22 protein-coding genes are annotated in these 26,479 nt (G+C 70.0%); 12 read left to right on the top strand and 10 right to left on the bottom strand.

Features of this window, described 5'->3' with window-relative positions:
* The first annotated feature begins 134 nt into the window (after window positions 1–134).
* Window positions 135–1,802, top strand: a complete 1,668-nt coding sequence (locus DEJ49_RS23640; protein WP_190329424.1) for a fumarate hydratase — start codon at window positions 135–137, stop codon at window positions 1,800–1,802.
* A 52-nt stretch (window positions 1,803–1,854) separates the two neighbouring features.
* Here the strand turns inward: DEJ49_RS23640 and DEJ49_RS23635 are convergent, their stop codons facing one another.
* Window positions 1,855–3,414 (bottom strand): ricin-type beta-trefoil lectin domain protein, encoded by a 1,560-nt coding sequence (locus DEJ49_RS23635; protein WP_150185982.1) that lies wholly within the window; start codon window positions 3,412–3,414, stop codon window positions 1,855–1,857.
* Between the two features lie 122 nt (window positions 3,415–3,536).
* Between DEJ49_RS23635 and DEJ49_RS23630 the strand changes: the two genes are divergently transcribed.
* From DEJ49_RS23630 to DEJ49_RS23615, 4 genes are all read left to right on the top strand, one after another.
* A complete protein-coding gene (locus tag DEJ49_RS23630) occupies window positions 3,537–4,949 on the top strand; it encodes a class II fumarate hydratase (RefSeq protein WP_150185981.1) in 1,413 nt (470 codons plus the stop codon).
* 42 nt (window positions 4,950–4,991) lie between these two features.
* Window positions 4,992–5,678 (top strand): DUF402 domain-containing protein, encoded by a 687-nt coding sequence (locus DEJ49_RS23625; protein WP_150185980.1) that lies wholly within the window; start codon window positions 4,992–4,994, stop codon window positions 5,676–5,678.
* A 116-nt stretch (window positions 5,679–5,794) separates the two neighbouring features.
* A complete protein-coding gene (locus DEJ49_RS23620; protein ID WP_223832963.1) occupies window positions 5,795–6,436 on the top strand; it encodes a class I SAM-dependent methyltransferase in 642 nt (213 codons plus the stop codon).
* Between the two features lie 62 nt (window positions 6,437–6,498).
* Window positions 6,499–8,529 (top strand): SpoIIE family protein phosphatase, encoded by a 2,031-nt coding sequence (locus DEJ49_RS23615; protein WP_411757190.1) that lies wholly within the window; start codon window positions 6,499–6,501, stop codon window positions 8,527–8,529.
* 88 nt (window positions 8,530–8,617) lie between these two features.
* On the opposite strand, the gene DEJ49_RS23610 is transcribed toward DEJ49_RS23615, so the two are convergent.
* Window positions 8,618–10,852, bottom strand: coding sequence for a transglycosylase domain-containing protein (locus DEJ49_RS23610; protein WP_150185978.1), 2,235 nt, complete (start codon window positions 10,850–10,852; stop codon window positions 8,618–8,620).
* Between the two features lie 250 nt (window positions 10,853–11,102).
* Here DEJ49_RS23610 and DEJ49_RS23605 point away from each other — a divergent pair, with 250 nt between their 5' ends.
* Genes DEJ49_RS23605 through DEJ49_RS23595 form a run of 3 tightly spaced genes read left to right on the top strand, consistent with a single transcriptional unit; the run spans window position 11,103 to window position 14,655 of the window.
* Window positions 11,103–11,630, top strand: coding sequence for a PadR family transcriptional regulator (locus DEJ49_RS23605; protein ID WP_150185977.1), 528 nt, complete (start codon window positions 11,103–11,105; stop codon window positions 11,628–11,630).
* The gene (locus DEJ49_RS23600) at window positions 11,627–12,313 is read left to right on the top strand and encodes an ABC transporter ATP-binding protein (protein WP_150171591.1); all 687 of its coding nucleotides are present in this window, start codon (window positions 11,627–11,629) and stop codon (window positions 12,311–12,313) included. Before DEJ49_RS23605 ends, DEJ49_RS23600 begins: the two co-directional genes overlap by 4 nt.
* Window positions 12,310–14,655 (top strand): FtsX-like permease family protein, encoded by a 2,346-nt coding sequence (locus tag DEJ49_RS23595; protein WP_190329423.1) that lies wholly within the window; start codon window positions 12,310–12,312, stop codon window positions 14,653–14,655. Before DEJ49_RS23600 ends, DEJ49_RS23595 begins: the two co-directional genes overlap by 4 nt.
* Window positions 14,656–14,832: 177 nt before the next feature.
* Here the strand turns inward: DEJ49_RS23595 and DEJ49_RS23590 are convergent, their stop codons facing one another.
* Window positions 14,833–15,786: a LysR substrate-binding domain-containing protein gene (locus tag DEJ49_RS23590; protein WP_223832962.1), complete on the bottom strand. Its 954-nt coding sequence runs from the start codon at window positions 15,784–15,786 to the stop codon at window positions 14,833–14,835.
* A gap of 131 nt (window positions 15,787–15,917) precedes the next feature.
* Here DEJ49_RS23590 and DEJ49_RS23585 point away from each other — a divergent pair, with 131 nt between their 5' ends.
* A complete protein-coding gene (locus DEJ49_RS23585) occupies window positions 15,918–16,472 on the top strand; it encodes a peroxiredoxin (protein ID WP_150171589.1) in 555 nt (184 codons plus the stop codon).
* 15 nt (window positions 16,473–16,487) lie between these two features.
* Complete coding sequence (locus DEJ49_RS23580; protein WP_150185976.1) at window positions 16,488–17,018, top strand: alkyl hydroperoxide reductase; 531 nt, start codon at window positions 16,488–16,490, stop codon at window positions 17,016–17,018.
* Window positions 17,019–17,102: 84 nt separating this feature from the next.
* Here the strand turns inward: DEJ49_RS23580 and DEJ49_RS23575 are convergent, their stop codons facing one another.
* The 4 genes from DEJ49_RS23575 to DEJ49_RS23560 all read right to left on the bottom strand — a co-directional run bounded on the left by DEJ49_RS23575 (window position 17,103) and on the right by DEJ49_RS23560 (window position 22,177).
* A complete protein-coding gene (locus DEJ49_RS23575) occupies window positions 17,103–18,485 on the bottom strand; it encodes an AI-2E family transporter (RefSeq protein WP_150185975.1) in 1,383 nt (460 codons plus the stop codon).
* 137 nt (window positions 18,486–18,622) lie between these two features.
* A complete protein-coding gene (locus DEJ49_RS23570; protein WP_190329422.1) occupies window positions 18,623–19,369 on the bottom strand; it encodes a transglycosylase SLT domain-containing protein in 747 nt (248 codons plus the stop codon).
* Between the two features lie 391 nt (window positions 19,370–19,760).
* The gene (locus tag DEJ49_RS23565) at window positions 19,761–21,083 is read right to left on the bottom strand and encodes a PhoH family protein (protein WP_150185973.1); all 1,323 of its coding nucleotides are present in this window, start codon (window positions 21,081–21,083) and stop codon (window positions 19,761–19,763) included.
* A 332-nt stretch (window positions 21,084–21,415) separates the two neighbouring features.
* Entirely contained in the window at window positions 21,416–22,177 is a 762-nt protein-coding gene (locus DEJ49_RS23560; RefSeq protein WP_150185972.1) for an isoprenyl transferase, read from the bottom strand.
* Between the two features lie 128 nt (window positions 22,178–22,305).
* On the opposite strand from DEJ49_RS23560, the gene mgrA reads away from it, so the two are divergent.
* Window positions 22,306–23,343, top strand: a complete 1,038-nt coding sequence (mgrA, locus tag DEJ49_RS23555) for an L-glyceraldehyde 3-phosphate reductase (protein ID WP_150185971.1) — start codon at window positions 22,306–22,308, stop codon at window positions 23,341–23,343.
* Between the two features lie 106 nt (window positions 23,344–23,449).
* Here the strand turns inward: mgrA and DEJ49_RS23550 are convergent, their stop codons facing one another.
* The gene (locus tag DEJ49_RS23550) at window positions 23,450–24,004 is read right to left on the bottom strand and encodes a hypothetical protein (protein WP_150185970.1); all 555 of its coding nucleotides are present in this window, start codon (window positions 24,002–24,004) and stop codon (window positions 23,450–23,452) included.
* 376 nt (window positions 24,005–24,380) lie between these two features.
* On the opposite strand from DEJ49_RS23550, the gene DEJ49_RS23545 reads away from it, so the two are divergent.
* A complete protein-coding gene (locus tag DEJ49_RS23545; RefSeq protein WP_223833217.1) occupies window positions 24,381–24,737 on the top strand; it encodes a DUF192 domain-containing protein in 357 nt (118 codons plus the stop codon).
* A 210-nt stretch (window positions 24,738–24,947) separates the two neighbouring features.
* Here the strand turns inward: DEJ49_RS23545 and DEJ49_RS23540 are convergent, their stop codons facing one another.
* Both DEJ49_RS23540 and DEJ49_RS23535 read right to left on the bottom strand, forming a co-directional pair.
* Window positions 24,948–25,799: a class I SAM-dependent methyltransferase gene (locus DEJ49_RS23540; RefSeq protein WP_150185968.1), complete on the bottom strand. Its 852-nt coding sequence runs from the start codon at window positions 25,797–25,799 to the stop codon at window positions 24,948–24,950.
* Window positions 25,800–25,834: 35 nt separating this feature from the next.
* On the bottom strand, window positions 25,835–26,476 hold the full coding sequence (locus tag DEJ49_RS23535) for an OmpA family protein (protein WP_150185967.1): 642 nt from the start codon (window positions 26,474–26,476) through the stop codon (window positions 25,835–25,837).
* Window positions 26,477–26,479: the final 3 nt, after the last annotated feature.

The raw sequence follows: 26,479 nt of genomic DNA, 5'->3' as shown, positions 1-26,479 counted from the left end.
CTACCCCTGTGGGCAACCCGCTCCGGCCTACTGAGCCTTACCTCACAAACCCGGCCGGGTCGGCGCGCTCTACGCTGGTTGACGCGTCGCCAATGGAGGCCGCGCCGCTGTCTGCCGAGTGAGGAATGGCCGTAATGCCAGAGTTTGAGTACTCCGATCTGCTCCCCCTGGGAGAGGACACCACGCCGTACCGGCTGGTGACCGCCGAGGGTGTCTCCACCTTCGAGGCCGACGGGCGGACGTTCCTCAAGGTCGACCCGGAGGCCCTGCGCAAGCTCGCCGCCGAGGCCATCCACGACATCCAGCACTACCTGCGGCCCGCGCACCTCGCCCAGCTGCGGCGCATCGTCGACGACCCCGAGGCGTCGGGCAACGACAAGTTCGTCGCCCTCGACCTGCTGAAGAACGCCAACATCGCCGCCGCGGGCGTGCTCCCGATGTGCCAGGACACCGGCACCGCCATCGTCATGGGCAAGCGCGGCCAGAACGTCCTCACCGAAGGTGAGGACGAGAAGGCGCTCTCCAAGGGCATCTTCGACGCGTACACGAAACTCAACCTGCGCTACTCGCAGATGGCTCCGCTCACCATGTGGGAGGAGAAGAACACCGGCTCCAACCTGCCGGCCCAGATCGAGCTGTACGCGACCGACGGCGGCGCCTACAAGTTCCTCTTCATGGCCAAGGGCGGCGGCTCGGCCAACAAGTCGTTCCTCTACCAGGAGACGAAGGCCGTCCTGAACGAGGCCTCCATGATGAAGTTCCTGGAGGAGAAGATCCGCTCGCTGGGCACGGCCGCGTGCCCGCCGTACCACCTGGCGATCGTCGTTGGCGGCACGTCCGCCGAGTTCGCCCTGAAGACCGCGAAGTACGCCTCCGCGCACTACCTGGACGAGCTGCCCGCCGAAGGCTCCCCCACCGGTCACGGCTTCCGGGACAAGGAGCTGGAGGAGAAGGTCTTCGAGCTGACGCAGAAGATCGGCATCGGCGCGCAGTTCGGCGGCAAGTACTTCTGCCACGACGTGCGCGTGGTGCGCCTGCCCCGGCACGGCGCCTCGCTGCCCGTCGCCATCGCCGTCTCCTGCTCGGCCGACCGCCAGGCCACCGCGAAGATCACCGCGGAGGGCGTCTTCCTGGAGCAGCTGGAGACGGACCCGGCGCGCTTCCTGCCGGAGACGACGGACGAGCACCTGGGCGAGGAGGAGGACGTCGTCAAGATCGACCTCAACCGGCCCATGGACGACATCCTCGCCGAGCTCACCAAGCACCCGGTGAAGACCCGTCTCTCGCTCACCGGACCGCTGGTCGTGGCCCGCGACATCGCGCACGCCAAGATCAAGGAGCGGCTGGACGCGGGCGAGGAGATGCCGCAGTACCTGAAGGACCACCCCGTGTACTACGCGGGCCCGGCGAAGACCCCCGAGGGTTACGCGTCCGGTTCCTTCGGGCCGACCACGGCCGGTCGCATGGACTCCTACGTGGAGCAGTTCCAGGCCGCGGGCGGCTCCAAGGTCATGTTGGCCAAGGGCAACCGCTCCCAGCAGGTCACCGACGCGTGCGACGCGCACGGCGGCTTCTACCTCGGCTCGATCGGCGGCCCGGCCGCGCGCCTCGCGCAGGACTGCATCAAGAAGGTCGAGGTCGTCGAGTACGAGGAGCTCGGCATGGAGGCGGTCTGGAAGATCGAGGTCGAGGACTTCCCCGCGTTCATCGTCGTCGACGACAAGGGCAACGACTTCTTCCAGAACCCCGCTCCGGAGCCGACGTTCACGCACATTCCGGTGCGCGGCCCCGGCCTGGCGTAGTACGTGACCGCAGGGGCCCTTCACGCGCGCGTGAAGGGCCCCTGCCGCGTTCTCAGGCGAACCGCTGGTTCGCCGCTCCCGTGCACTTCTGCAGCCGCACCGGCTCCTTGGGGCCTGCCAGCGTCAGGCAGAGCCCGTTCGCTGCGGCGGGACGCACGGTCGCCCCGTCCCGGACGAACTTCTGGTTGCCGCCGCCGTGGCAGTTCCAGAGCGTCACCGCGGTGCCCTCCTTGTACGCGCTGTCGGGCACGTCCAGGCAGCGGTCCTGGGTGAGGCCTGTGTGCAACGAGCGCTGCCCGCCGGGTGTGTCGTCGTACCACCAGGTCTGGTTGCGGTTGCCGGTGCAGTCCCAGCCCTGGACCTTGGTGCCGTTGCGGCTCTTGGAGGCGTCGACGTCGAGGCAGGTGCCGGTCGCCGCGTTCTTCAGGGGCCGGTACACGTCGTCCCAGGCGCCCTCGAACAGCTTCGGGCTGCCCGTGCTCGCGGGGTCGGCGCAACTGCCCTCGCGCCGGTCCGAGTGGTAGATCTGGGTGAGGCAGGACGCGAAGGCGGCGTGGCCGCGGGCGTTGGGGTGGAAGGACTGGCGCACCGAATTGGAGTCCGGCGGGAACGGGTTCGACAGGTCCACGTAGAGACCGCGCGCCCAGGTGTCCTCCATGCAGACCTCGTGACCGTGGAAGAGGCGCGAGTTGTCGAGGTAGGTGGCGCCCGCGTTCCGCGCGGCCTTGCGCATGCCGGTCTCGAACGCCGGTACCGCGGTGTTGCGGCCCCACTCGGTGTCGGAGTCGTAGCCGAGTCCGCCGCAGGCCAGCTTGCCGGGGAACTTGGGGTTGTCGCGGAAGTCCGGGCCGATCGGGCTCGGGTAGCCCATCGCGACGAGTTTGTAGTCGCCCTCCTGGTAGCCCGCGTCCTTCATGACGGTCTTGAGGTCGCGGATGGACCGCTCGACCTTGGGCACGAGCCCGTCGACACGCGCCTGCCAGCCGTCGTCGTACTTGCCCGCGCACGCGCCCTGGCTGAGCAGGAAGCGGGTGACGCAGTCCGTCATCACCCCGGAGAAGTCGAGGTCGTCATTGGCGCCGATGACGAGAAGGATCGTCTTGATCCTCGTGTTGCGGGCCTTGATCGCGAGGTTGTCGCTCTGGACCAGCTCGTCGGCATATTGCTTCTGGCCGCCGATCTTGATGTTGACGGTCTGCGCGCCGGAGCAGGCGACGTTGTACGTCACGTCGGCGGGGATGCCGGTGCGGTGGATCGCGGCGTCCGGCGAGCGGTGGCACCAGTTGTCGGGGCCGTCCGTGCCCGGTTCGTACGTGCCGACGCCCTCGCCGGAGATCTCGCTGTCGCCGAGCGAGATCAGGCCGGTCTTGCGGTCGGCCATGGGGCGCTCGGCGGGGCTGCCGTAGAGCTTGGTGGCCTCCGCCGCCCGGATCTTCTCCAGCTCGGGCGGCAGGGACGTCGCGCCGGCACTCTTCGCCGTATCGCCGTCCGCCGCCTGGGCGGGTACGGCCGCTGCCGTGCCGAGCACGGCCGCCATCGCGACGGCCGCCGCGAACGAACATCGCAGCCGCCCCCTGCCACTGCCTGGCCCGCTGCGTCTGATGCGCTTCATTGCGCCTCCCCGGTGTGGTGTTACCCAGGGTTTTTACTGGTCAGTAGCAGGCTTGGGAATACCTGGAACAAGACAAGTGCTCAACTTTCTACGGGGTTTGAGCGGAGAGGTAGGTTCAGCGCATGACCAGCGACGCCAGCGAAGGCCACACCGGCGAGTACCGGACCGAGCACGACTCCATGGGCGAGGTGCGGGTCCCCGCGCACGCCAAATGGCGCGCCCAGACCCAGCGGGCGGTGGAGAACTTCCCCATCTCGGGGCAGGTCCTGGAGCGCGCCCACATCGCCGCGCTCGCCCGGATCAAGGCGGCCGCCGCCAAGGTCAACGCGGAGCTCGGAGTGGTCGACGAGGACGTCGCCGACGCCATCGCGGACGCGGCGGCCGAGGTCGCCGAGGGACGCTGGGACGACCATTTCCCCGTCGATGTCTTCCAGACCGGCTCGGGCACGTCGTCCAACATGAACACCAACGAGGTCATCGCCACCCTCGCGACGGAGCGCCTCGGCCGCGACGTGCACCCGAACGACCACGTCAACGCCTCGCAGTCCTCGAACGACGTCTTCCCGTCCTCGATCCACATCGCGGCGACGGGCGCGGTCAGCAACGATCTGATCCCCGCGCTCGAACACCTCGCCGCGGCCCTGGAGCGCAAGGCCGAGGAGTTCTCGGACGTGGTGAAGTCCGGGCGTACGCACCTCATGGACGCGACGCCGGTGACGCTCGGCCAGGAGTTCGGCGGGTACGCGGCCCAGATGCGGTACGGCGTCGAGCGGCTGCGCGCCTCACTCCCCCGCCTCGCCGAACTGCCGCTGGGCGGCACGGCCGTGGGCACCGGCATCAACACGCCGCCCGGCTTCTCCGCGGCCGTCATCGCCGAGGTCGCACGGACCACGGGGCTGCCGCTGACCGAGGCGCGCGACCACTTCGAGGCGCAGGGCGCGCGGGACGGCATCGTCGAGACCAGCGGGCAGCTGCGCACGATCGGTGTCGGCCTGACGAAGATCGCGAACGACCTGCGGTGGATGGCGTCGGGCCCGCGCACCGGCCTCGCCGAGATCAGCCTGCCGGACCTCCAGCCCGGCTCCTCGATCATGCCCGGCAAGGTCAACCCGGTCATCCCGGAGGCCGCGCTGATGGTCGCCGCGCAGGTCACCGGCAACGACGCGACGGTCGCGGCGGCGGGCGCCGCCGGCAACTTCGAGCTGAACGTCATGCTGCCGGTCATCGCCAAGAACGTCCTGGAGTCCGTCCGGCTCCTCGCCAACGTGGCGCGCCTGCTCGCCGACCGCACCGTCGACGGCATCACCGCGCACCGCGAGCGCGCCAGGGAGTACGCCGAGTCGTCCCCGTCCGTCGTGACGCCCCTGAACAAGTACATCGGGTACGAGGAGGCGGCGAAGGTCGCGAAGAAGTCCCTCGCCGAACGGAAGACGATCCGCGAGGTCGTCCTCGAATCCGGGTACGTCGAACGGGGCGACCTCACCCTGGAACAGCTGGACGAGGCGCTGGACGTCCTCCGGATGACGCATCCGTAGCGACACCGCCTCCCGGCACAGGGCGGCGTCTAGTATCTGTGCATGACAGACCTCGACGGGAAGACGGCGGCCGGTTGCGGGGTGGCGCGGTGGGCGCCCGGGGACCACATCCTGTGGCGGTACCGGGAGAACTCCGGGAACCGGGTCCACATCTGCCGCCCCGTCACCGTCGTGCGGGACACCGACGAGCTGCTCGCCGTGTGGATGGCGCCCGGCACCGAGTGCGTGAAGCCGGTGCTCGCCGACGGCACGTCCGTGCACGACGAGCCGCTGGCCACCCGCTACACCAAGCCCCGTACCGTCCGCCGCGACCACTGGTTCGGCACCGGCGTCCTGAAGCTGGCGCGGCCGGACGAGCCGTGGTCGGTCTGGCTGTTCTGGGAGCCGGGCTGGCAGTTCAGGAGCTGGTACGTGAATCTGGAGGAGCCGCGGACCCGGTGGTCCGGAGGCGTCGACTCCGAGGATCACTTTCTGGACATCTCCGTGAGCCCGGACCGCAGCTGGCGCTGGCACGACGAGGACGAGTTCGCCGAGGCCCGCAGGGCCGGTCTGATGGACGCGGACAAGGCCGCTGACGTACGTGCGGCGGGCCGCGGGGCGCTCGACGTGATCGCTGCGTGGGGGGCGCCGTTTTCGGACGGCTGGCAGCACTGGCGTCCCGATCCGTCCTGGGTCGTACCGTCCCTTCCGGATGACTGGGACCGTACGCCCGCGCATGTGTCGTCATGAGACCCTTGATGCGCCCCCGTGGTTCAAACGTAGGATCGTCCTCCGCAAGGGCGCACAGCAGTAACTCCGAGGGTCTGCGCGGTGCCTGACAGGAAGTCATCGAGGGGCGGCAGAACGTGAGCGAGGACCGCAGGGGTCAGGCCGAGGCCTTTGACGCCATCGGGCAGCACTACGACGACGCCTTCCCGCACAAGGAGGGCCAGCTGGCCGCGGGCGGCCGCCTCGCGACGGCGCTCCCCGCCGGTTCCCGCATCCTCGACGTGGGCTGCGGCACCGGTCTGCCGACCGCCCGGCAGCTGACCGAATCCGGCCACTCGGTGCTCGGCACGGACATCTCGACGGGCATGCTTGAGCTGGCGGGAAAGAACGTGCCGGCCGCCGAGTTCCGGCAGCTCGACATCGCCGACCTGAGGGCCGAAGGTCCCGGCGGAGTCGGCCGGTTCGACGGCATCGCGTGCTTCTTCGCCCTCCTGATGCTGCCGCGCGCCGAGATCCCCGAGGCGCTGCGGCTGCTGCACGGGCTGCTGCGACCGGGAGGCCTGATGGAGCTGTCCATGGTCGAGGCCGACCTGGACGACGCGGCAATTCCGTTCCTGGGGCACACGATCCGGGTATCGGGTTACCTGCGGGACGAACTGCGGCAGGTCGTGCGGGACGCGGGATTCGAGATCACCGGCGAGGACACGTATGCGTACGCCCCCGCAAGCACCGACGCACCACCCGAACACCAGGTCTTTCTGCACTGCCGACGCGGCTGAGCGACGTGCAACGCTGGACGGCGCGCACCGCGCGCAGCCCCGGACGGACGGATTCAAAACGCGTGACGGAGCACCTCACCCCCCACGAGGGTCGCAAGGCACCGGCTGCCCGGCCGACCGCCCCCGCGGATGCCCGCGGGGCGCTGCTGCGTTCCCCGGAGACCTCGGAGGGCGGTGGCAGCGCAGCCGTGCCGTCCTCCGGTGAGCACACCCAGTCCCCGGCCGCCGAGCCCGACCCGCACCGCCCGCGCCCCGTGCCCGAGAGCGGCGTGCCGTCCCAGGCGGGCCCCGCGCCCGTGGGGCCGCCGGACGGCGAGGAGCGGCGCTCCGGCCGGCCGAGGCCGCCCGGCGCGGGCCCGGTGGCGATGCGGCGCGACGGCGACCGGCTCCGCTTCGTGGGCGCCGCGACGCGGCGGATCGCCCGCGGCATAGACCTCGACGAGATCGTGATGGGCCTGTGCCGGGCGACGGTGCCGACGTTCTCCGACGCGATCCTGGTCTACCTGCGCGATCCGCTGCCGGTCGGCGACGAGCGGCCCACGGGCCCGCTGGTGCTGCGGCTGCGCCGCTCCGACCGGCTGCGCTCCATCGAGGAGGGCGGCGAGGAGCCGGACACCGACGGCGGCGGCACGCTGCCCGCGCTGCAGATGGCGCAGCCCGACATCACCGACGTGATGGGCAGCGCCGAACTGTGCGAGGTGCGCCCCGGCGGCGCGCTCGCCGAGGTGCTGCGCGGGGTGCGTCCGGTCTTCGCCGACTCGGCGGCGGCGCGCGCCGCGCTGCCCGAACTGCTCGGCGAGGGGCGCACCCTGCCGGGCGGTCAGCGGGGCATCCTCGCGCCGCTGCGGGGGCGGCGCCGGGTGATCGGCGCGGCCGTGTTCCTGCGCCGTCCCGACCGGCCCGCGTTCGAGGCGGACGACCTCCTCGTCGCCGCCCAGCTCGCCACGCACAGCGCGCTCGGCATCGACAAGGCGGTCCTGTACGGCCGCGAGGCGTACATCGCCGACGAGTTGCAGCGCACCATGCTCCCCGAGACGCTGCCGCGCCCGACCGGCGTGCGCCTCGCCTCGCGCTATCTCCCGGCCGCCGAGACGGCCCGGGTCGGCGGCGACTGGTACGACGCGATCCCGCTGCCCGGCAGCCGTGTCGCCCTGGTCGTCGGCGACGTGATGGGGCACTCCATGACGTCGGCGGCCATCATGGGCCAGCTGCGGACGACCGCGCAGACGCTCGCCGGGCTCGATCTGCCGCCCCAGGAGGTCCTGCACCACCTGGACGAGCAGGCGCAGCGGCTCGGCTCCGACCGCATGGCGACCTGCCTGTACGCGGTCTACGACCCGGTCTCGCACCGCATCACGATCGCCAACGCCGGACATCCGCCGCCCGTCCTGCTGCACCTCGGCGGCCGCGCGGAGGTCCTGCGGGTGCCGCCGGGCGCCCCCATCGGCGTGGGCGGCGTCGACTTCGAGGCCGTGGAGCTGGACGCCCCCGCGGGCGCGACGCTGCTCCTCTACACGGACGGGCTCGTCGAGTCCCGCCTGCGCGACGTGTGGACCGGCATAGAGCAGCTGCGCGAACGGCTCGCCGCGACCGCCCAGTTGACGGGCCCGGACCACCCGCCGCCGCTGGAAGCGCTCTGCGACGAGGTGCTCGACATGCTCGGCCCCGGCGACCGGGACGACGACATCGCGCTGCTCGCCGCCCGCTTCGACGGGATCGCGCCGAGCGACGTGGCGTACTGGTTCCTCGAACCGGAGAACGCGACGCCGTCCCGGGCCCGCAGGCTGGCCCGCAGCGCGCTGGCCCGCTGGGGTCTCGAAGAGCTGACCGATTCGGTGGAGCTGCTCGTCAGCGAGGTCGTGACGAACGCCGTGCGGTACGCGTCGCGGCCGATCACGCTCCGGCTGCTCCGCACCGACGTGCTGCGCTGCGAGGTCGGCGACGACGTGCCGCAGTTGCCCCGGCTGCGGCAGGCGCGCGCCACGGACGAGGGCGGCCGCGGCCTGTACCTGGTCAACAAGATGGCGCGGCGCTGGGGTGCCACACGGCTGAGCACCGGCAAGGTGGTCTGGTTCGAGCTGAACCGGAACTGACAGGACCCGGCGACGTACGGGGAAGTACACGGAAAGGCGCCCCGGACCTCGATGGTCCGGGGCGCCTCTGCTCGTTGCGGAGCCTGTGTCAGTCCCTGCTGGGCCTGCCGTCCTCCGGGTCCGGGGGCCCGTCGGTGTCCGTCGGGTCCGGGTCGGTGGTCGGCGTCGGAGTCGTCTTGGTCGGCGTCGGCGTCGGGGTCGGCGTCGTGGACGACTTCGTCGGGGTCGGCGTCGGCGTCGGCTTCTTGGACGGCTCGTCGTCGTCCTCCGGCGCCGTCGGAGTGCCCGACGGGTCCTTCGGGGCCTTCGACGACGGGTCAGGGACCGGCGCGATGGCGGCGCCCATGTTCGTGTCGAGGTCGAACGAACTCGGCGAGCCCATCGCGTCGAAGGTGTAGGCCGCCCAGATCTGGGCTGGGAAGCTGCCGCCGTCGACGCGCGGACGGCCGCCCGCGCCCTTCATCGAGACCTGGTCGCCCTTGGCGCCCTCGCCGAACAGGCCGACGGCGGTGACGAGCTTCGGCGTGTAGCCGGCGAACCACGCCGACTTGTTGTCGTCGGAGGTACCGGTCTTGCCCGCGACGTCCTGCGCGGGGTTGCGGACCGCGCTGCCGGTGCCGTCGTCGACCACGCCGGTCAGGACCGAGGTGACGGAGTCGGCGGTGCCGCGCTGGACGACCTGGTCGCCGATCGGGTCCGGCAGGTCGACCGTGCGGTCCTTGTGCTCGACGGAGCCGACCAGGGCCGGGGTGACCTTCTTGCCGTGGTTGTCGAGCGTGGCGTAGACACCGGCCATCTCCAGCGGGCTGGCGCCCATGGAGCCGAGGGTCTGGGCGGGCACGGCGGGCAGTCCCTTGACGTCCATGCCGAGCTTGCCCGCCGTCTCCATGACCTTGGGCATGCCCACGTCCACGCCCATCTGCGCGAAGACGGAGTTGACGGACTTGTTCATCGCCTTCTGGACGGTGACGGGTCCGTAGTCGACACCGTCCTCGTTGGGCGGTGCGAAGGCCACGTCGCCGCCCTTGACCGGCCGCCTGCTGGTGCCGTCGTAGACGGTGCTCGCGGTGATCGGCAGGCCTTCCTGCGTCTTGGCGCCGTTCTCCAGGGCCGCGGCGAGGATCAGCGGCTTGAAGGTGGAGGCCGGCTGGTAGTCGCGGCGGGTGGCGTTGTTGGTGAAGTGCTTCACGTAGTCCTCGCCGCCGTACATCGCGAGGACCTTGCCCGTCTTGGGGTCGACGGACGCGGCGCCGGCCTGGACGCGGGCGTCCGCCTTGTTCTTCTTGCGGTCGAGCTTGTCGTTGAGCTTCGCGTCGACGGCCTTCTCGAGCTGCTTCTGCTTCTTGGGGTCGATGTTCAGGGTGACGGTGTAGCCGCCGGCCTCGAACTCGGCCTCGCTGAGGTTGCTGTTGCGCAGCACCTCGCGCTTGGCCTCCTCCACCAGGTAGCCGATCTGGCCCTCGCGGCCGGGCGGGGCCTTGGGGTCCTTCGGCACGGGGAACTTCAGGCCCTCGCGCCTGCCGGAGTCCAGCCAGTCCTCCTCGACCATGTTGTCGAGGACGTAGTTCCAGCGCTGCTGGACGAGCTTCTTGCCGGTCGGCGTCGCGGCCGCCCAGTCGTACTGGCTCGGGGCCTGGAGGAGAGCGGCGAGGTAGGCGCCCTGCTGGACGTTCAGGTCCTTGGCGTCGACGCGGTAGTAGGCCTGGGCGGCGGCCTGGATGCCGTAGGCGCCGCGGCCGTAGTAGCTGGTGTTGATGTAGCCCGCGAGGATGTCGTCCTTGCTCTTCTCGCGGTCCACCTTCAGCGAGATGACGAGTTCCTTCAGCTTGCGGCTGACGGTCTGGTCCTGGCTGAGGTAGTAGTTCTTGACGTACTGCTGGGTGATCGTCGAGCCACCCTGCTTGCCCTTGCCGGTCACCGTGTTCAGGACACCGCGGGCCGTGCCCTTGAAGTCGATGCCCTCGTCCTTGTAGAAGGACTTGTTCTCGGCGGCGACGAAGGTCTTCTGGACGTCCTTCGGGACCTTGTCCAGGTCGACGATCTCGCGGTTCACGTCGCCGGTCCGTGCGATGACGTCACCGTTGCTGTACTTGTAGACGTTGCTCTGTTTCCTCGCCGCGGCGTTGCCCTTGGGGATGTCCACCACGAGGTACAGCACCACGAAGCCGAGCATGCCGAGCAGGCAGAACCCGAGGAACGTCCCGAGGATCTTCTTCCAGGTGAAGAAGCGGCGTATGCCGGTGCGCTTGCCGCCGGACGGGCGCTTGCGCGCTGCCCTGCGGGCCCCGCGCTGCCGCGCTTGTCGTTCTTCGGCTCGGCCCATGACTGAGGTTGCTCCGCTTCGGTCTAGTCAACATGCGTACGTCGAGTCAGCTCATGAAGCTAACACCGCACCCTGGGACAAACGTCTGCCGATCCGGCCTTTTGCGGACGTGACAATGAGCACCTGCCCCTTAGGAACCGACGTTCACAGGGCCCGGATGGTTGCCCGGTCTCGCACAAGTGTGCTCCACGACCGACGTATGCACAGGGCGTATACACCGCACGTATACACACCGTGTAGAGTGCTCCGCATGTCCATTGGCCACACCCTTCTGGGACTCCTGGAGTCCGGCCCCCGGCACGGATACGACCTCAAGCGCGCCTTCGACGAGAAGTTCGGGCACGACAAACCCCTGCACTACGGACAGGTCTACTCGACCATGTCCCGCCTCCTGAAGAACGGCCTCGTCGAGGTCGACGGCATAGAGGCGGGCGGCGGCCCCGAGCGCAAGCGGTACGCGATCACCGAGGCCGGCATCACGGACGTCCAGCGGTGGCTCGCCACCCCGGAGAAGCCGGAGCCCTACCTCCAGTCGACCCTCTACACCAAGGTCGTCCTCGCGCTCCTCACCGAACGCGACGCCGCCGAACTCCTCGATGTCCAGCGCGCCGAACACCTGCGCCTGATGCGCATCCTCACCGACCGCAAGCGCAAGGGCGACCTCGCCGACCAGCTGATCTGCGACCACGCGCTGTTCCACCTCGAAGCCGATCTGCGCTGGCTGGAGCTCACCGCCGCGCGCCTCGGCAAGCTCGCCCTGGAGGTGCGCTCCGCATGACCCCCGCAGGTTCCCTTCTCGTGGCCCAAGGACTCCGCAAGTCGTACGGCCCCACCACCGCGCTCGACGGCGCGGCCTTCTCCATCCACCCCGGTGAGGTCGTCGCCGTCATGGGTCCCTCCGGCTCCGGAAAGTCGACCCTGCTGCACTGTCTCGCCGGGATCGTCCGTCCCGACGAGGGCTCCATCACGTACAACGGCCGCTCCCTGACCGGCCTCTCGGACGCGGAGCTGAGCGCGCTGCGCCGCAGCGAGTTCGGGTTCGTCTTCCAGTTCGGCCAGCTCGTCCCCGAGCTCACCTGCGTCGAGAACGTCGCGCTCCCGCTGCGGCTGAACGGCGCGAAGCGCAAGGAGGCCGAGGCCACCGCCCGCACCTGGATGGAGCGCCTGGAGGTCGACGACGTCGCCGCCAAGCGGCCCGGCGAGGTCTCGGGCGGCCAGGGCCAGCGCGTCGCCGTCGCCCGCGCGCTCGCCACGAGCCCGCGTGTGATCTTCGCCGACGAGCCGACCGGCGCCCTCGACTCCCTCAACGGCGAGCGCGTCATGGAGCTTCTGACCGACGCCGCGCGCTCCACCAACGCGGCCGTGGTCCTCGTGACCCACGAGACCCGCGTCGCCGCCTACTCCGACCGCGAGATCATCGTGCGCGACGGCCGCTCCCGCGACATGGAGCGGATCGTATGAGTGTCTGGACGCGCGACCTCGGCATGGGCATACGGTTCGCCGCGGGCGGTGGCCGCGAGGGCTGGATCCGTACGATCCTGACCGCCGTCGGCGTCGGCCTCGGCGTCGCCCTCCTCCTCGGCGCGGCATCGGTGCCCAACCTGCTGCACAACCGCGACGACCGCTCGTTCGCGCGGACACCGCACTCCTCCTTCGACGGCGGGCCGGTCAAGGCGACCGACTCGACGGTGGTCATACGCAACACCGGCACCACCTTCCGCGGGAAGAGCCCGACCGGCGTGTTCCTGCGCGCCGACGGCAAGGACCCGGTGCTGCCGCCGGGACTCGACAAGATGCCCGGTCCCGGCGAGATGGTCGTCTCGCCCGCGATGCGCGACCTGCTCGACGACCCGGCGAACAAGCTGCTGAAGGAACGCTTCAGCGACTTCCGCGTGACCGGCACCATCGGCCGTGAGGGCCTCCTCTCGCCGGTCGAGCTCTACTACTACGTGGGCAGCGACAAGATCACCGCGACGGGCAACAACTACCGCGTCGTGAGCTTCGGACAGGACAACTCGCTGCCCCTCGACCCGTTCCTGCTGGCACTCGTCGTCCTGATCTGCGTCGTCCTCCTCACCCCGGTGGCGATCTTCATCGGTACGGCCGTGCGGTTCGGCGGCGACCGGCGCGACCGGCGGCTCGCGGCCCTGCGCCTGGTCGGCGCGGACGCCCGCGCGGTGCGCAGGATCGCGGCCGGTGAGGCGCTGTTCGGCGCGCTCCTCGGGCTCGCGGTGGGCGCCGTCCTCTTCCTGCTGCTGCGTCAGCTGGTGGGCGTGGTCGACCTGACGAACGTCAGCGCCTACCCGTCCGACATGGTGCCTTCGGCCGGTCTGGCGGCGCTGATCGCGGTGGCCGTGCCGGTGTCGGCGGTCCTGGTGACGCTGATCTCGCTGCGCTCGGTCGCCATCGAACCGCTCGGGGTGTTCCGGGGCGGCAAGCAGCGCAAGCGCCGCCTGTGGTGGCGGGTGGCGATGCCGGTCCTCGGCATCGGCATCCTGCTCTACTCCGGCCGCATCGACCGCAGCATGGGCAACGACTCCGTCAACGTGACGGCGATCGCGGTGGGTTCGGCGCTCTCCCTGATCGGGCTCAGCGCGCTGCTGCCCTGGCTCGTCGAGGCCGTCGTGGGACGGCTGCACGGCGGTCCCGTGCCCTGGCAGCTCGCCGTCCGCAGGCTGCAGCTGACCACCGGCACGGCGTCCCGCGCGGTCAGCGGCATCACCGTCGCGGTGGCCGGCGCGGTCGCACTGCAGATGATGTTCGCCTCCATGCACGACGACTTCAACAAGGTCACGGGGCAGGACACCACACGCGCCCAGCTCACCGTCCGCAGCGGGACCGGCAGCGGCCCGCTCGCCCAACGGATGATCGACGACTTCGCCGCGACGAAGGGCGTCACCAAGGTCGTCGGGACCGTACAGGCCTTCGTCACCCGGCCCGGCGGCAAGAAGGTCCGGGACATGACGCCGACCACGGAGCTGACCATCGGCAGCTGCGCGACCCTGCGCGAGCTGGCCCGCCTCGACTCCTGCAAGGACGGCGACACCTTCGTCGTGCACACCGGCAGCACGGAGCAGAACGGCTGGGTGGACGAGACGGCACGCCCCGGCAAGCCGGTCAACGTCGGGCCCGACCCCGACTTCAACAAGGGCGCCAAGCCGGTCCTGTGGACGCTGCCGAAGGGCACGCCCACCGTTCAGGCCAGGAACAACCCGTCCGGCAGGAAGATCGACGGCATCTTCGCCACGCCCGGCGCCGTCGACATCGGGAAGCTGGACGACGCGTCGACGACCTCCTGGGTCAAGCTCGATCCGAACGTGCCGGACGCCGAGGAGTACGTGCGCAACGCGGCGGCCCGGATGGGTCCCTTCATCGGCGTGGACTCGCTGCAGTCGGTCGACCGCGACAAGCAGTACGCCTCCATCTCGCGCGGCCTGCAGATCGGCGCGAGCGCCACGATGGCGCTGATCGCGGCGTCCATGCTGGTGTCGATGATGGAGCAGCTGCGGGAGCGCAAGCGGCTCCTCGCGGTCCTCACCGCGTTCGGCACGCGACGCTCGTCGATGGGCTGGTCGCTCCTGTGGCAGACGGCGATCCCGGTCGCCCTGGGCCTCGCCCTCGCGATCGGCGGCGGCCTCGGCCTCGGCGTGGTGATGACCCGCATGATCGACAAGAGCGTCACGGACTGGTGGTCGTTCGTACCGCTGACGGGCGCGGGCGCGGCGATGGTAGCGGCGGTGACACTGCTGAGCCTCCCGCCACTCCGCAGGATGATGCGCCCGGAGGGCCTGAGGACGGAGTAACTCCAGTGGCCCCGGCCGCCCCTGGGGTCCCGCAGGGGCCCCAGGGGCGCGGGGAACTGCGCGATCAACCCCCACCGGCCCGCGGACAAAACCGAGCCGGACAACCCCAGGGGCGCGGGGCTGTCACATTTGCGGCTCCGCCGCGTGGGCGCGACAAGCCCCCACCGGCCCGCGGATTCAAACCACCCGCACCGGCAACGGCCGAACCGCCTCCTTCAAGGCAGACGCCAACTCCTCATACTCGGCGCCCCGCGCAGCCCCCGTGCGCATGGCAAGCGCGATCCGCCGCGTAGGCGCGGGGTCCGCGAAATACCCGGTCAAGAGCTGATTGCTGCGCGTCGTCTCCACCCGCACAGCCGTCCGCGGCAGCAACGTCACCCCAAGGCCGCCCGCGACCAGCTGAACCAGCGTGGAGAGCCCCGCGGCCGTCGTCGTGACGGGCGCGTCCGCCCGCCCCGCCTCACGGCAGATGTCGAGCGCCTGGTCGCGCAGACAGTGCCCCTCGTCCAGGAGCAGCAGGTTCAGCTCCTTCAGCGCCTCGCGCGGAATCCCCTCCCGGCCGCCGAGCCAGTGGTCGAGGGGGGTGACGAGCACGAAGTCCTCGTCGAAGAGGGGGAGTTCCGTGACGCCGGGCATGCCGAGCGGCACGGCGAGCAGCAGCAGGTCGAGCCGGCCCGCGGTGAGCCCTTCGAGGAGCGAGGACGTCTGCTCCTCGTGCACCTGGAGGTCGAGGTCCGGATACCTCTCGTGGACCAGGCCGATCACCGTCGGCAGCAGATAGGGCGCGACCGTCGGGATCACGCCGAGCCGCAGCGCCCCCGTGAACGGGGCCTTCACCGCGTCGGCCTCCTCCATGAGCGCCTCGACCTCGTCGAGGACCGCCCCGACCCGCACCGCGAGCCGCTCCCCCGCGGGCGACAGGAGCACCTTGCGCGTGGTCCGCTCCAGGAGCTGGACACCCAGTGCCTCCTCCAGCGCGGCCACGGCCCCCGAGAGCGCGGGCTGGCTCATGCCGATCGCCGAGGCGGCATCGCGGAAGTGCAGATGCTCGGCCACGGCGGCGAACGCGCGCAGCTGCGCCAGGCTGGGTTGTTTCCCGCTGGGTTGCTTGCCCCTATTTATGGCACGCACTGATAACCACCTCCGATCAACATGACCCACTCTAGCTATTTCCCTAATCAATGCACCCTGTGCCACCATCGACATCAGTCCAACCCCACAGGAAAGTCCCCAAAAGGGACTCTCTCGCGCAAGGAGTACGTGTGCTCACTGTCGGTGACAAGTTCCCCGAGTTCGACCTGACTGCCTGTGTCTCGCTGGAGCAGGGCAAGGAGTTCGAGCAGATCAACCACAAGACCTACGAGGGCAAGTGGAAGATCGTCTTCGCGTGGCCCAAGGACTTCACCTTCGTGTGCCCGACCGAGATCGCCGCGTTCGGCAAGCTGAACGACGAGTTCGCCGACCGTGACGCCCAGATCCTCGGCTTCTCCGGCGACTCCGAGTTCGTGCACCACGCCTGGCGCAAGGACCACCCGGACCTGACGGACCTGCCCTTCCCGATGCTGGCCGACTCGAAGCACGAGCTCATGCGTGACCTCGGCATCGAGGGCGAGGACGGCTTCGCGCAGCGCGCCGTCTTCATCGTCGACCAGAACAACGAGATCCAGTTCACGATGGTGACCGCCGGTTCCGTGGGCCGTAACCCCAAGGAGGTCCTGCGGGTCCTCGACGCCCTGCAGACCGACGAGCTGTGCCCCTGCAACTGGAGCAAGGGCGACGAGACCCTCGACCCGGTCGCGCTGCTCTCCGGCGAGTGAACGGAGCTTTCTGACATGGCACTCGACGAACTGAAGTCCGCCGTACCGGACTACGCCAAGGACCTGAAGCTGAACCTCGGCTCGGTCATCGGCAACTCGGACCTGCCGCAGCAGCAGCTGTGGGGCAGCGTGCTGGCCTGCGCCATCGCGTCCCGCTCCCCGAAGGTGCTGCGCGAGCTGGAGCCCGAGGCGAAGGCGAACCTCTCCCCCGAGGCGTACACGGCCGCCAAGTCGGCCGCCGCCGTCATGGCGATGAACAACGTCTTCTACCGCACGCGTCACCTGCTCTCCGACCCGGAGTACGGGACGATGCGCGCCGGTCTGCGGATGAACGTCATCGGCAACCCGGGTGTCGAGAAGGTCGACTTCGAGCTGTGGTCCCTCGCGGTCTCCGCGATCAACGGCTGCGGTCAGTGCCTGGACTCGCACGAGCAGGTCCTGCGCAAGGCCGGGGTCGACCGCGATACGATCCAGGAAGCCTTCAAGATCGCCGCGGTCATCCAGGCGGTCGGTGTCACGCTGGACTCCGAGGACGTCCTCGCGTAACGCACCCGAAGACACGACAGTGGGCCGGAACCCTTGGGTTCCGGCCCACTTCGCGCTCTCGACGGACCGTTCCGACGTACGCGACTACTGCGGCGGCGAGTCCGTCGGCGCCGCGTCGTCCCGGGCACCGTCCCGGGCGCCATCCCGCGCGTCGTCCACCCGCGCCGCGCCCACCGGCGACGCGTCCATCGCGGTCGCGCCCCGCGGCTGCGGCGCCTGCTTGAGCGCGGCCTCGCGGGAGTACGCCCGCAGATAGCCGACGACCGTGTTCGTGACGGCCACCAGCGGCACCGCCACGACCGCCCCGCCGACGCCGGCGATCATGCCGCCCGCGGCGACCGAGAGGATCACCGCCAGCGGGTGCACCCGCACCGCGCGGCCGAGGATGAACGGCTGCAGGATGTGCCCCTCGATCTGCTGCACCGCGAGGACCACCACGAGCGCCATCACCGCGGTGAACACGCCCTGCGTGACCAGCGCGACGACGACCGCGAGGGCGCCGGAGACCACGGCACCGACCAGTGGCACGAACGCGGCGAGGAAGATGATGACCGCGAGCGGCACCGCCATCGGTACGCCGAGGAAGTAGATGCCGAGGCCGATGAAGATGGCGTCGATGAGAGCGACTATCACCGTGCCGCGCACGTACGCGGTGAGGGTGCGCCACGCCCGCGGCCCCGCACCCGCGATGCCGGGCCGCGCCTGGGCGGGGACGAGCTTCAGGAACCACTGCCAGATGCGCTTGCCGTCGTAGAGCAGGAAGAGCGTCGAGAACATCGCGAGCAGGATGCCGGTCAGTGTCTCCACGATGACCGTGACGCCTTCGAGGCCCGCGGAGGTGAGCTCCTCCGTGTTGGCGCCGACCGCGTCCCGCAGGCTCTTGGCGATGTCGTTGATCTGGTCCTCGGTCACGTGGAACGGGCTGTTGAGGAGCCACTTGCGCAGATCCTCGATGCCGTCCTGGATCTGCCGCGACAGTTCGTCGGCGTTCTCCATGACCTGCCACACGACGAACCAGCCGACCAGGCCCATGATGACGAAGCCGAGGATCGCGGTGACCGCCGTCGCGAGACCGCGCGGCAGACCCATTCTCCTGAGCCGGGCCACGGTGGGCTGCAGCAGCGCGGTGATCAGCAGGGCGGCCACGAACGCGAGCACCACGAGCTGCACCGCGCTGATGACCTTCATGAGGACCCAGAGGGCACCCGCGAGGATCAGGAGCCGCCAGCCGGCCTCGGCGGCGACGCGCATGCCCCAGGGCACGGCGTCCACGGGGTCGGGTCTGGCCGCTATGGCCGGTGCGTACGCCGGAGGCGCGGGCACGTGGTCGTTGTCCTCCGCGGAGGCGTCTCTCGGCTCGTCGGTGTCCGAGTCGGCGTCCCTGTCGCGGCGCTGCTCGTTCAACCGCTCGCCCATCTCGCTCAGTCCGGCGCCGAGCCGGCCGAGCCACCCTGGCACTCGCGACATGATCCGTCCTTTACCCCCGTCTTTCCCCACCACTCCCCCCTGGAGCTGTCCGGACCGACCGTACACGGGCGAGGCCCCTCACCGTAGGACGGTGAGGGGCCTCGCGAGGTTGAGCGCGGTACGGCCGCACGAGGGGCCTAGTACCAGTTGTTCGCCTGCCAGAAGCTCCAGGCTCCGCACGGGCTTCCGTAGCGGTCGTTCATGTAGTTCAGGCCCCACTTGATCTGCGTGGCCGGGTTGGTCTGCCAGTCGGCGCCCGCCGAGGCCATCTTGGAACCGGGCAGCGCCTGGACGAGGCCGTAGGCACCCGAAGAGGCGTTGGTCGCCTTGTAGTTCCACGTGGACTCGTGGTTGACGATGTTGCTGAAGCACTGGAACTGGTCCCCGGGGACCATCTGCCGTGCCATCGCCTGGACCTGAGCGACCGTGTAGGAGCTCTGGGGCTCGAAGCTGGAGGCGTCGCGGGCGGAGGAGCGGCTGGCCTTGGTCTCGGCCTTGTCCTCACGCTCCTTCTTGAGCGCGGCCTTCTTGGCCGCCTCTTCCTTCTCCGCCTTCTCCGCGGCCTTCTGCTTCTCGATCGCCGAGGCGGCAGCCTGCTTGCGGGCCTCCTCCGCTGCGGTCTTCTTCGCTGCGGTGTCGGCGGCCATGGCCTGCGCGTCGGCCTGCTGCGTCAGGGACGCGGTCTGGACCTGGGCCTGCTGACCCGCGGGTATGTCTGCGAGGAGCGTCGCGTCGCTTGCCGCTGCCTCGATGTCGTTCGTGTTCGAGGGCTGGGTGGCGCCCGAGGCGACACCCACGACAGCGCCGACGGTGGTGACCGCGGTGGCAGAAGCCACGGCGAATCCCCGGACCGAAATCCGGCTCACACGGTTTCCTTCCAGCATCGCCCGCATAGGTGACCTCGCGGACGCAATCGTGCCCCTGGCGCTGGCCTCCGCTGGTCTATCGGTCACGGGAGGCACGGACCCGGTGGACAACTCCCGTTACGGAAGCGTCGCGTGGTGCTTCGGGCGGCATGCGACGGTCACTATGAAGTTCTGTGGTGCCTGAGTTGTCGTACCTCTGGGGGTACACGTGTGTCGCATGCGGGGCCTGACAGGACCCAGACTCTGCCCCAGCCGGACACCGCAAGGCAATTCTCCGTTGCGTGGGAAAGCTCACACCCCGTTTGCCTCAGGAGTTTTTCGGAAACAGGGGTGCAGCAAGACGCCGCCCGGCTAGGCTCCTTCGCTTTGCCGGACGGCGTCCTGGATGGTGCAACTGCCGTGAACCGCCTCAGATGTGACCGTCCTCCAGCATTTCGGTCACCAGGGCCGCGATCTGCGACCGCTCCGATCGCGTGAGCGTCACGTGCGCGAACAGCGGATGTCCCTTCAGCTTCTCGACGACGGCGACCACGCCGTCGTACCGCCCCACGCGGAGGTTGTCGCGCTGCGCCACGTCATGGGTCAGTACGACACGGGAGTTCGCCCCGATTCGGGACAGAACGGTCAACAGGACGTTCCGTTCCAGGGATTGCGCCTCGTCCACGATCACGAACGCGTCGTGCAGTGAGCGGCCGCGGATGTGGGTGAGCGGAAGCACTTCGAGCATCCCGCGCGCGGTGACCTCCTCGATGACCTCCTTGCCCGCCACCGAACCCAGCGTGTCGAAGACCGCCTGCGCCCAGGGCCCCATCTTCTCGGCCTCGGTGCCGGGCAGATAGCCGAGCTCCTGCCCGCCCACCGCGTACAGCGGCCGGAACACCATCACCTTCTGGTGCTGCCTGCGCTCCAGGACGGCCTCCAGGCCCGCGCAGAGGGCGAGCGCCGACTTGCCGGTGCCCGCGCGGCCGCCCATCGACACGATGCCGACGTCCGGGTCGAGGAGCAGGTCGAGCGCGACCCGCTGCTCGGCGCTCCTCCCCTTCAGCCCGAAGGCCTCGCGGTCGCCGCGCACGAGCCGGACGTTGCCCTCCGCCGTGACCCGGCCGAGGGCCTTGCCCCGCTCCGACTGGATGGTGAGGCCCGTGTGCACGGGCAACTCCGAGGCCTCGGGGACGTACAGGGTGTCCTCTTCGAAGAGGAGGTCCACCTGCTCCGCCGAGAGCGTCAGTTCGGACATACCGGTCCAGCCGGAGTCCGTGATGGCGAGCTCGGCGCGGTACTCCTCGGCGAGGAGGCCCACCGACGACGCCTTGATTCTGAGCGGCAGGTCCTTGGAGACGACCGTGACGTCGTACCCCTCCGCCTGGAGATTGCGTGCTACGGCGAGAATCCGTGAGTCGTTGTCCCCCAACCGGTAGCCGGCCGGGAGCACGCCGGGATCGGAGTGGTTGAGCTCGACGCGCAGCGAGCCGCCCAGGTCCCCGATGGGGATCGGGGCGTCCAGGCGGCCGTGCCGGATACGGAAGTCGTCCAGCAGGCGCAGCGCCTGCCGGGCGAAGTAACCGAGCTCCGGGTGGTGCCGCTTGGCCTCCAGCTCCGTCACCACGACGATCGGCAGCACGACTTCGTGCTCGTCGAAGCGGGTCAGGGCATTCGGGTCGGCCAGCAGGACGCTGGTGTCGAGAACGTAGGTGCGCCTGTCGGGCATGCGGCGCTTTGTGCTGTTCACCACGGAAGGACGTACCCCCTCGGATGAGGTCGGGGAGCGACGGGAGGGATACCGGGGGCGATCCGGCGGGTGTGAACCGGACCGGTCACGGGCCGCGATGCGCGGGCCGAGTACCGGCCCTCCACGTCGCCCGCGCTGCTCACACGGTCGTCCTGGTGCAAAGGGCCTCCCGGGCGGACGGCCCATGCCGTCCGCTGAGATACGACGTCCCTGTCGGACACTGCTCGGACGTCGACCTGGAAGGGGTATTCCCTCGAACATGCGCAGCCATGCCAGGGCATATGACGACGCGTTGGTTAACTCTGGATGGCGCCGACCTCAGGGGCGCCGCGGAGTCATCCCCCGTAACGGCGGTGGCGGGCCGCGTAATCACGCAGCGCACGCAGGAAGTCGACCTTGCGGAAGGCCGGCCAGAAGACTTCGCAGAAGTAGTACTCGGAGTGGGCGGACTGCCAGAGCATGAATCCGGAGAGCCGCTGCTCACCACTCGTACGGATCACCAGGTCGGGGTCCGGCTGGCCGCTGGTGTAGAGGTGCTTGGAGATCTGGTCGATGTCGACGCTCTCCGCGACCTCCTCCAGGCTGCTTCCCTTGTCCGCCTGTTCCAGGAGCAGCGAGCGGACCGCGTCGGCGATCTCCTGGCGGCCGCCGTAGCCGACGGCCACGTTGACCAGTATTCCGGTGTTGGTACGGGTCGCCTCTTCGGCTTCCTTCATGACCATCTGGGTGTGGGCGGGCAGCAGGTCGAGCGCGCCGACGTGGTGCACGCGCCAGCGGCCGTCGGCGACGAGCGAGCGGACGGTGGCCTCGATGATCCCGAGGAGCGGCTTCAGCTCGTCGTCGGGACGGTCGAAGTTGTCGGTCGAGAGCATCCACAGCGTGACGACCTCGACGTCCGTCTCGGCGCACCAGCCGAGGAACTCCTCGATCTTGTGTGCGCCCGCCTGGTGGCCCTGTGCGGTGGTCCCGCCCGCAGCCTTCGCCCAGCGACGGTTGCCGTCGAGGATGACCCCGATGTGCTTCGGCACCTGGTCGTGGTCGAGGCGGCCTTCCACCCGGCGTGCGTAAAGTCCGTACACCAGGTCGCGCAGGTTCACGTGTGTCAGCCTCCAGCAGATGGCGATCTCCAGGGGCGCGCCCAGAGCAACCCCGAGGGCGACACCCTACCGTCGCTCGAGCGTCCCTCCACAGTCGGGCCCTAGGCTGCTGAAGTAGCTTCGTACCCATGAACGACACGTCTATGTATCGCGCGGCACAGGACCGGTACGACTCGATGGAGTACCGCCGTACGGGCCGCAGCGGCCTGAAGCTGCCCGCCGTCTCGCTCGGTCTCTGGCACAACTTCGGCGACGACAAGGCCCTCGACACGCAGCGCGCGATCCTGCGCCGCGCCTTCGACCTGGGCGTCACGCACTTCGACCTGGCGAACAACTACGGCCCGCCGCCCGGTTCTGCGGAGCTCAACTTCGGCAAGCTGTTCGCCCAGGACTTCGCCGCCCACCGCGACGAGCTGGTCATCTCGACCAAGGCCGGCTACCTCATGCACCCCGGTCCGTACGGCGAATGGGGCAGCCGCAAGTACCTGCTGTCGTCGCTGGACGCTTCACTCGACCGGATGGGTCTCGACTACGTAGACATCTTCTACTCCCACCGCTTCGACCCGGACACGCCGCTCGAGGAGACGATGGGCGCGCTCGCCTCTGCGGTGCAGCAGGGCAAGGCGCTCTACGTCGGCGTGTCGTCGTACAACAGCGAGCAGACGGCGGAAGCGGCGCGGCTGCTGCGGGAGATGGGCGTGCCGGCGCTCATCCACCAGCCGTCGTACTCGATGATCAACCGCTGGACGGAGGACGACGGGCTGCTCGACACGCTGGAGGCGGCCGGCATGGGCTGCATCTCCTTCGTGCCGCTCGCGCAGGGCCTGCTCACGAACAAGTACCTGAACGGCATTCCGGAGGGCTCGCGCGCGACGCAGGGCAAGTCCCTGGACCCGAACCTGCTGAGTGACGAGGTCGTACGCCGCCTCAACGGCCTGAACGACATCGCGGCGGCCCGCGGCCAGTCCCTGGCCCAGCTCGCCCTCAACTGGGTGCTCCGGGACGAGCGGATGACGTCGGCACTGATCGGCGCGTCCAGCGTCCGGCAGCTGGAGGAGAACGTGGCGGCGCTCGCGGGCCCGAAGCTGACGGACGAGGAGCTGACGGCGATCGACACGTTCGCGGTGTCGACGCCGGGCACGAACATCTGGGCCGGACGGGGCTGATCCGGCGCGGGTGGATGTGAGGGAGCCCCGGCCGGAGACACGTGCTCCGTCCGGGGCTCCTCACATCTGTGCCGGGCGTGCCGGGCGTGTCCGGCGTGTCGGACCGTCAGGCGCGGGGGCGCTTGAACCAGGCACCGGCGGCGCTCTGCGAGAGCAGGATCACCGTGGCGATCGCGCCGAGCATCGGGAGCAGGCCGCCCGGGTTCCCCGAGGCCGTGCCGCCGAGCCCGAAGAGGATCTGCACGCTCATCAGGACGATGCACGTCACGCGTATGCCGTGGCCCGCGCTGCCGAACCGGAAGGCCATGCCGGCCGCGACCAGGAGGCAGATGTTCACGCCGAGCGCGGCGCCGCCCGTCTCCGGGTTCACGGCGGCTATCAGGATGATGCTGCCGAGGACGGTGAGCCCGGCGAGCACCCATATGACGACCTGCGCGGCGCGGACGACGCCGGGCATCCGAGGCGGCCCCATGGGCCCCTGCCCATAGCCGTACCCGTACCCGTACGCGCCCTGCCCATATTGCTGCCCATATCCCTGTGCGTATGCGTGGGAGGGGTCCTGGGCGGGGCCCTGGTAGGTGGGGAGACCGGACTGGGCCGGGGGCTGGTGGGGCGGGCCGGGCTGGGGCGGGCCGGGGGGCGGGGGGAATTGGTTCGACATGTCCCTGACGATAACTGGGAGTCGATCTTCCGCGGTTTTCCGGCCGCTCCCCGTGGCACAAAAAATCGGGCCGGTCCGTGGGGGGGAGACGGACCGGCCCGAGGGGGGGTTTCCACCATAACCCTTCGTAAGTGCTGCTGGGGGCATTGGCGCCCCACAACTACTCTCCGAGACCGGCCGACGACTGCGCGATCCCGTTCTACCGGCGGAATTGCGGGTTCGAGGGCGAATTTCGGCCGGGCGCGGCGGTAACCCCCAAGAGGGACCCCTCATACGTCGCGTGCTTGACGCACCGGAGTGCCGGGCCGCTAATTTCGCGGACATGGCGACGATGAAGGTCTGGGGGAAGGCGTCCGAGGCCTCCGGGGCGTCCGCGATGGTGGCCACTCGCCCGCACGGCCTTCCGGTCCCGCTGGAGATCGCGGACTCGCCCCGGGCGCGGCGGCGGGGTCTGCTCGGGCGCACGGGCGTGCGGGGGGCGCTTCTGCTGACACCGGCGCACGGTGTGCACACCCTGGGGATGCGGTTCGCGCTCGACGTGGCGTACCTGGACCGCGAGTGGCGTGTGCTGTCCGTCCGGACGATGCGCCCCGGCCGCCTCGGGCTGCCGCGATGGCGGGCCAGACATGTGATCGAGGCGGAGGCCGGGGCGATGGCACGGTGGGGCGTGCGCCGGGGCGCGCGGATCGTCGTGGAGGGTGCGGCGGACGGCCCCGGGCGGGGTGGAGAGTGACGGCTCGCGGTGCCGCGCGGCCCCCTCCACCGCGCGGCACCGCACGCGCGGTTTGCTCACGCGAATTAGCCTTGGTCTGAACTTACGCGACGCCCAGGGGCGGAACGAGCCAGTATTGATAACGATGCGGAATCAAGGCTTCGAGTTCGGTGTGTACGTGACGATGTGAGGCATTGGGCCGATCTGCCCGCTTGATCAGGCTAGGTGTCGCTAAGCGGCGCTATCCGGCTTGCGGAGGTCGAAGAGGTGCCGCGTGCTGTGGGCCACGAAGGGGCCCTCCGCCTGAATACGGTCGTGAAGCTCGCGCAGCCGCGGCCGGTACGCCGCCACGGTGAAGCCCGGGACCATCCACACCACCTTGCGAAGGAAGTGGACGACCGCGCCGATGTCGCGGAACTCCATGCGCAGCCGCTCCGCGCGCAGGTCGACGACCTCGAGCCCCGCGGCCTCGGCCTCGGCGCGCTCCGCCTCCGGGTGGCGGGCGTCACGGACTTCGTCCGGCTGCGGACCGAGGAAGTACTCCACGACTTCGAAGACGCTGGCGGGACCGACGTGCTGCGCGAAGTACGTACCGCCGGGGCGCAGTACGCGGGCGATCTCGTCGAAGTGGGCCTTCACGGGGTGGCGGCTGGTGACGAGGTCGAACGCGCCGTCGGCGAACGGCAGCGGCGCGTCCTCCGGCGCCGCGACGACCGCGACACCGCGCGGGTGCAGCAGGGCGGTGGCCTTCGCGACGTTCGCGGGCCAGCCTTCCGTGGCGACGGCGAGGGGCGGCAGTGTGGCGGCGGAGGCCAGCACTTCGCCGCCGCCGGTCTGGATGTCGAGGCTCGCGGAGGCGCGGGCGAGGCGCCGGGCCATCGACTCCGCGTACCGCCACGAGGGCCGTTCCTCGGTGGCCCGCCCCTCGAACCAGGAGAAGTCCCACCCTTCGGTCGGCGCGGCCTCGGCTTCGGCGACGAGGTCGTCGAAGGCGCGGGCCGCCGTGCCCTGGCTGTGCGGCCCCTGGCTGCGCCCCTGCCCCTGCCCCTGCCCCTGCTCCGGGTCTGCCGGATTGCTGTTCATGGGGGCAATCCTGGCATCGGGGGCGGGGCCGTGGCTCAGCCGGTGGTCTCCGTGCCGGGGGTGTCGCCCGTCGCGCCCCGGGGGAAGGACACCTCGACGCGGCGGTTCTTCTTGCGGCCCTCCTCGGAGCCGTTGTCCGCGATGGGGTAGTCCTCGCTGTAGCCGCGCACGGAGAACGTGACCTCCGGGCCGAGGTAGCTCGCGAGCTTGTCGTGGACGGCTTCCGCGCGTTCGCGGGAGAGTTTCTTGCCGTGGGCGTAGGAGCCGAGGTTGTCCGTGAAGCCGAAGACGCGGACGTCCGTGGCCTTCTGGGCCTCGGCTTCCTTGGCGATCGCCTCGATCCGGGCGTTCGCCTCGGGGTTCAGCTTCGACTCGTCCTTCGGGAACAGGACTTCCGCCTGCAGCGCGAACTTCACGTCCGTGTTGGTGTCCTCGCGGCGCTCCTCGCCGCCGAGGTCCTCGACGACGGACTTGATGTCCAGCACCTTGGCCGGCGCGAGCGTGGCGCCGTCGGCGAGCTTCAGCCCCGGACTACTGGAATCGACCTCGGGGGGCGGGGAGGTGGTGGTGCTGCCGGGTGGGGCGGGGGGGTCGTCGTCGGCGTGGGCCGGCGGGGCGATGAGGATCAGGGTCGTGAGGGTGGCGGCGCCCGCGAGGTGGCGGAGGTGGCGGGTCATGCG

This window comes from Streptomyces venezuelae (genome assembly GCF_008642335.1).
GTDB classification, from domain to species: Bacteria; Actinomycetota; Actinomycetes; order Streptomycetales; family Streptomycetaceae; genus Streptomyces; species Streptomyces venezuelae_F.
The sequence above is the reverse complement of the archived record's forward strand: the minus strand, read 5'-3'. Positions and strand labels throughout refer to the sequence as shown.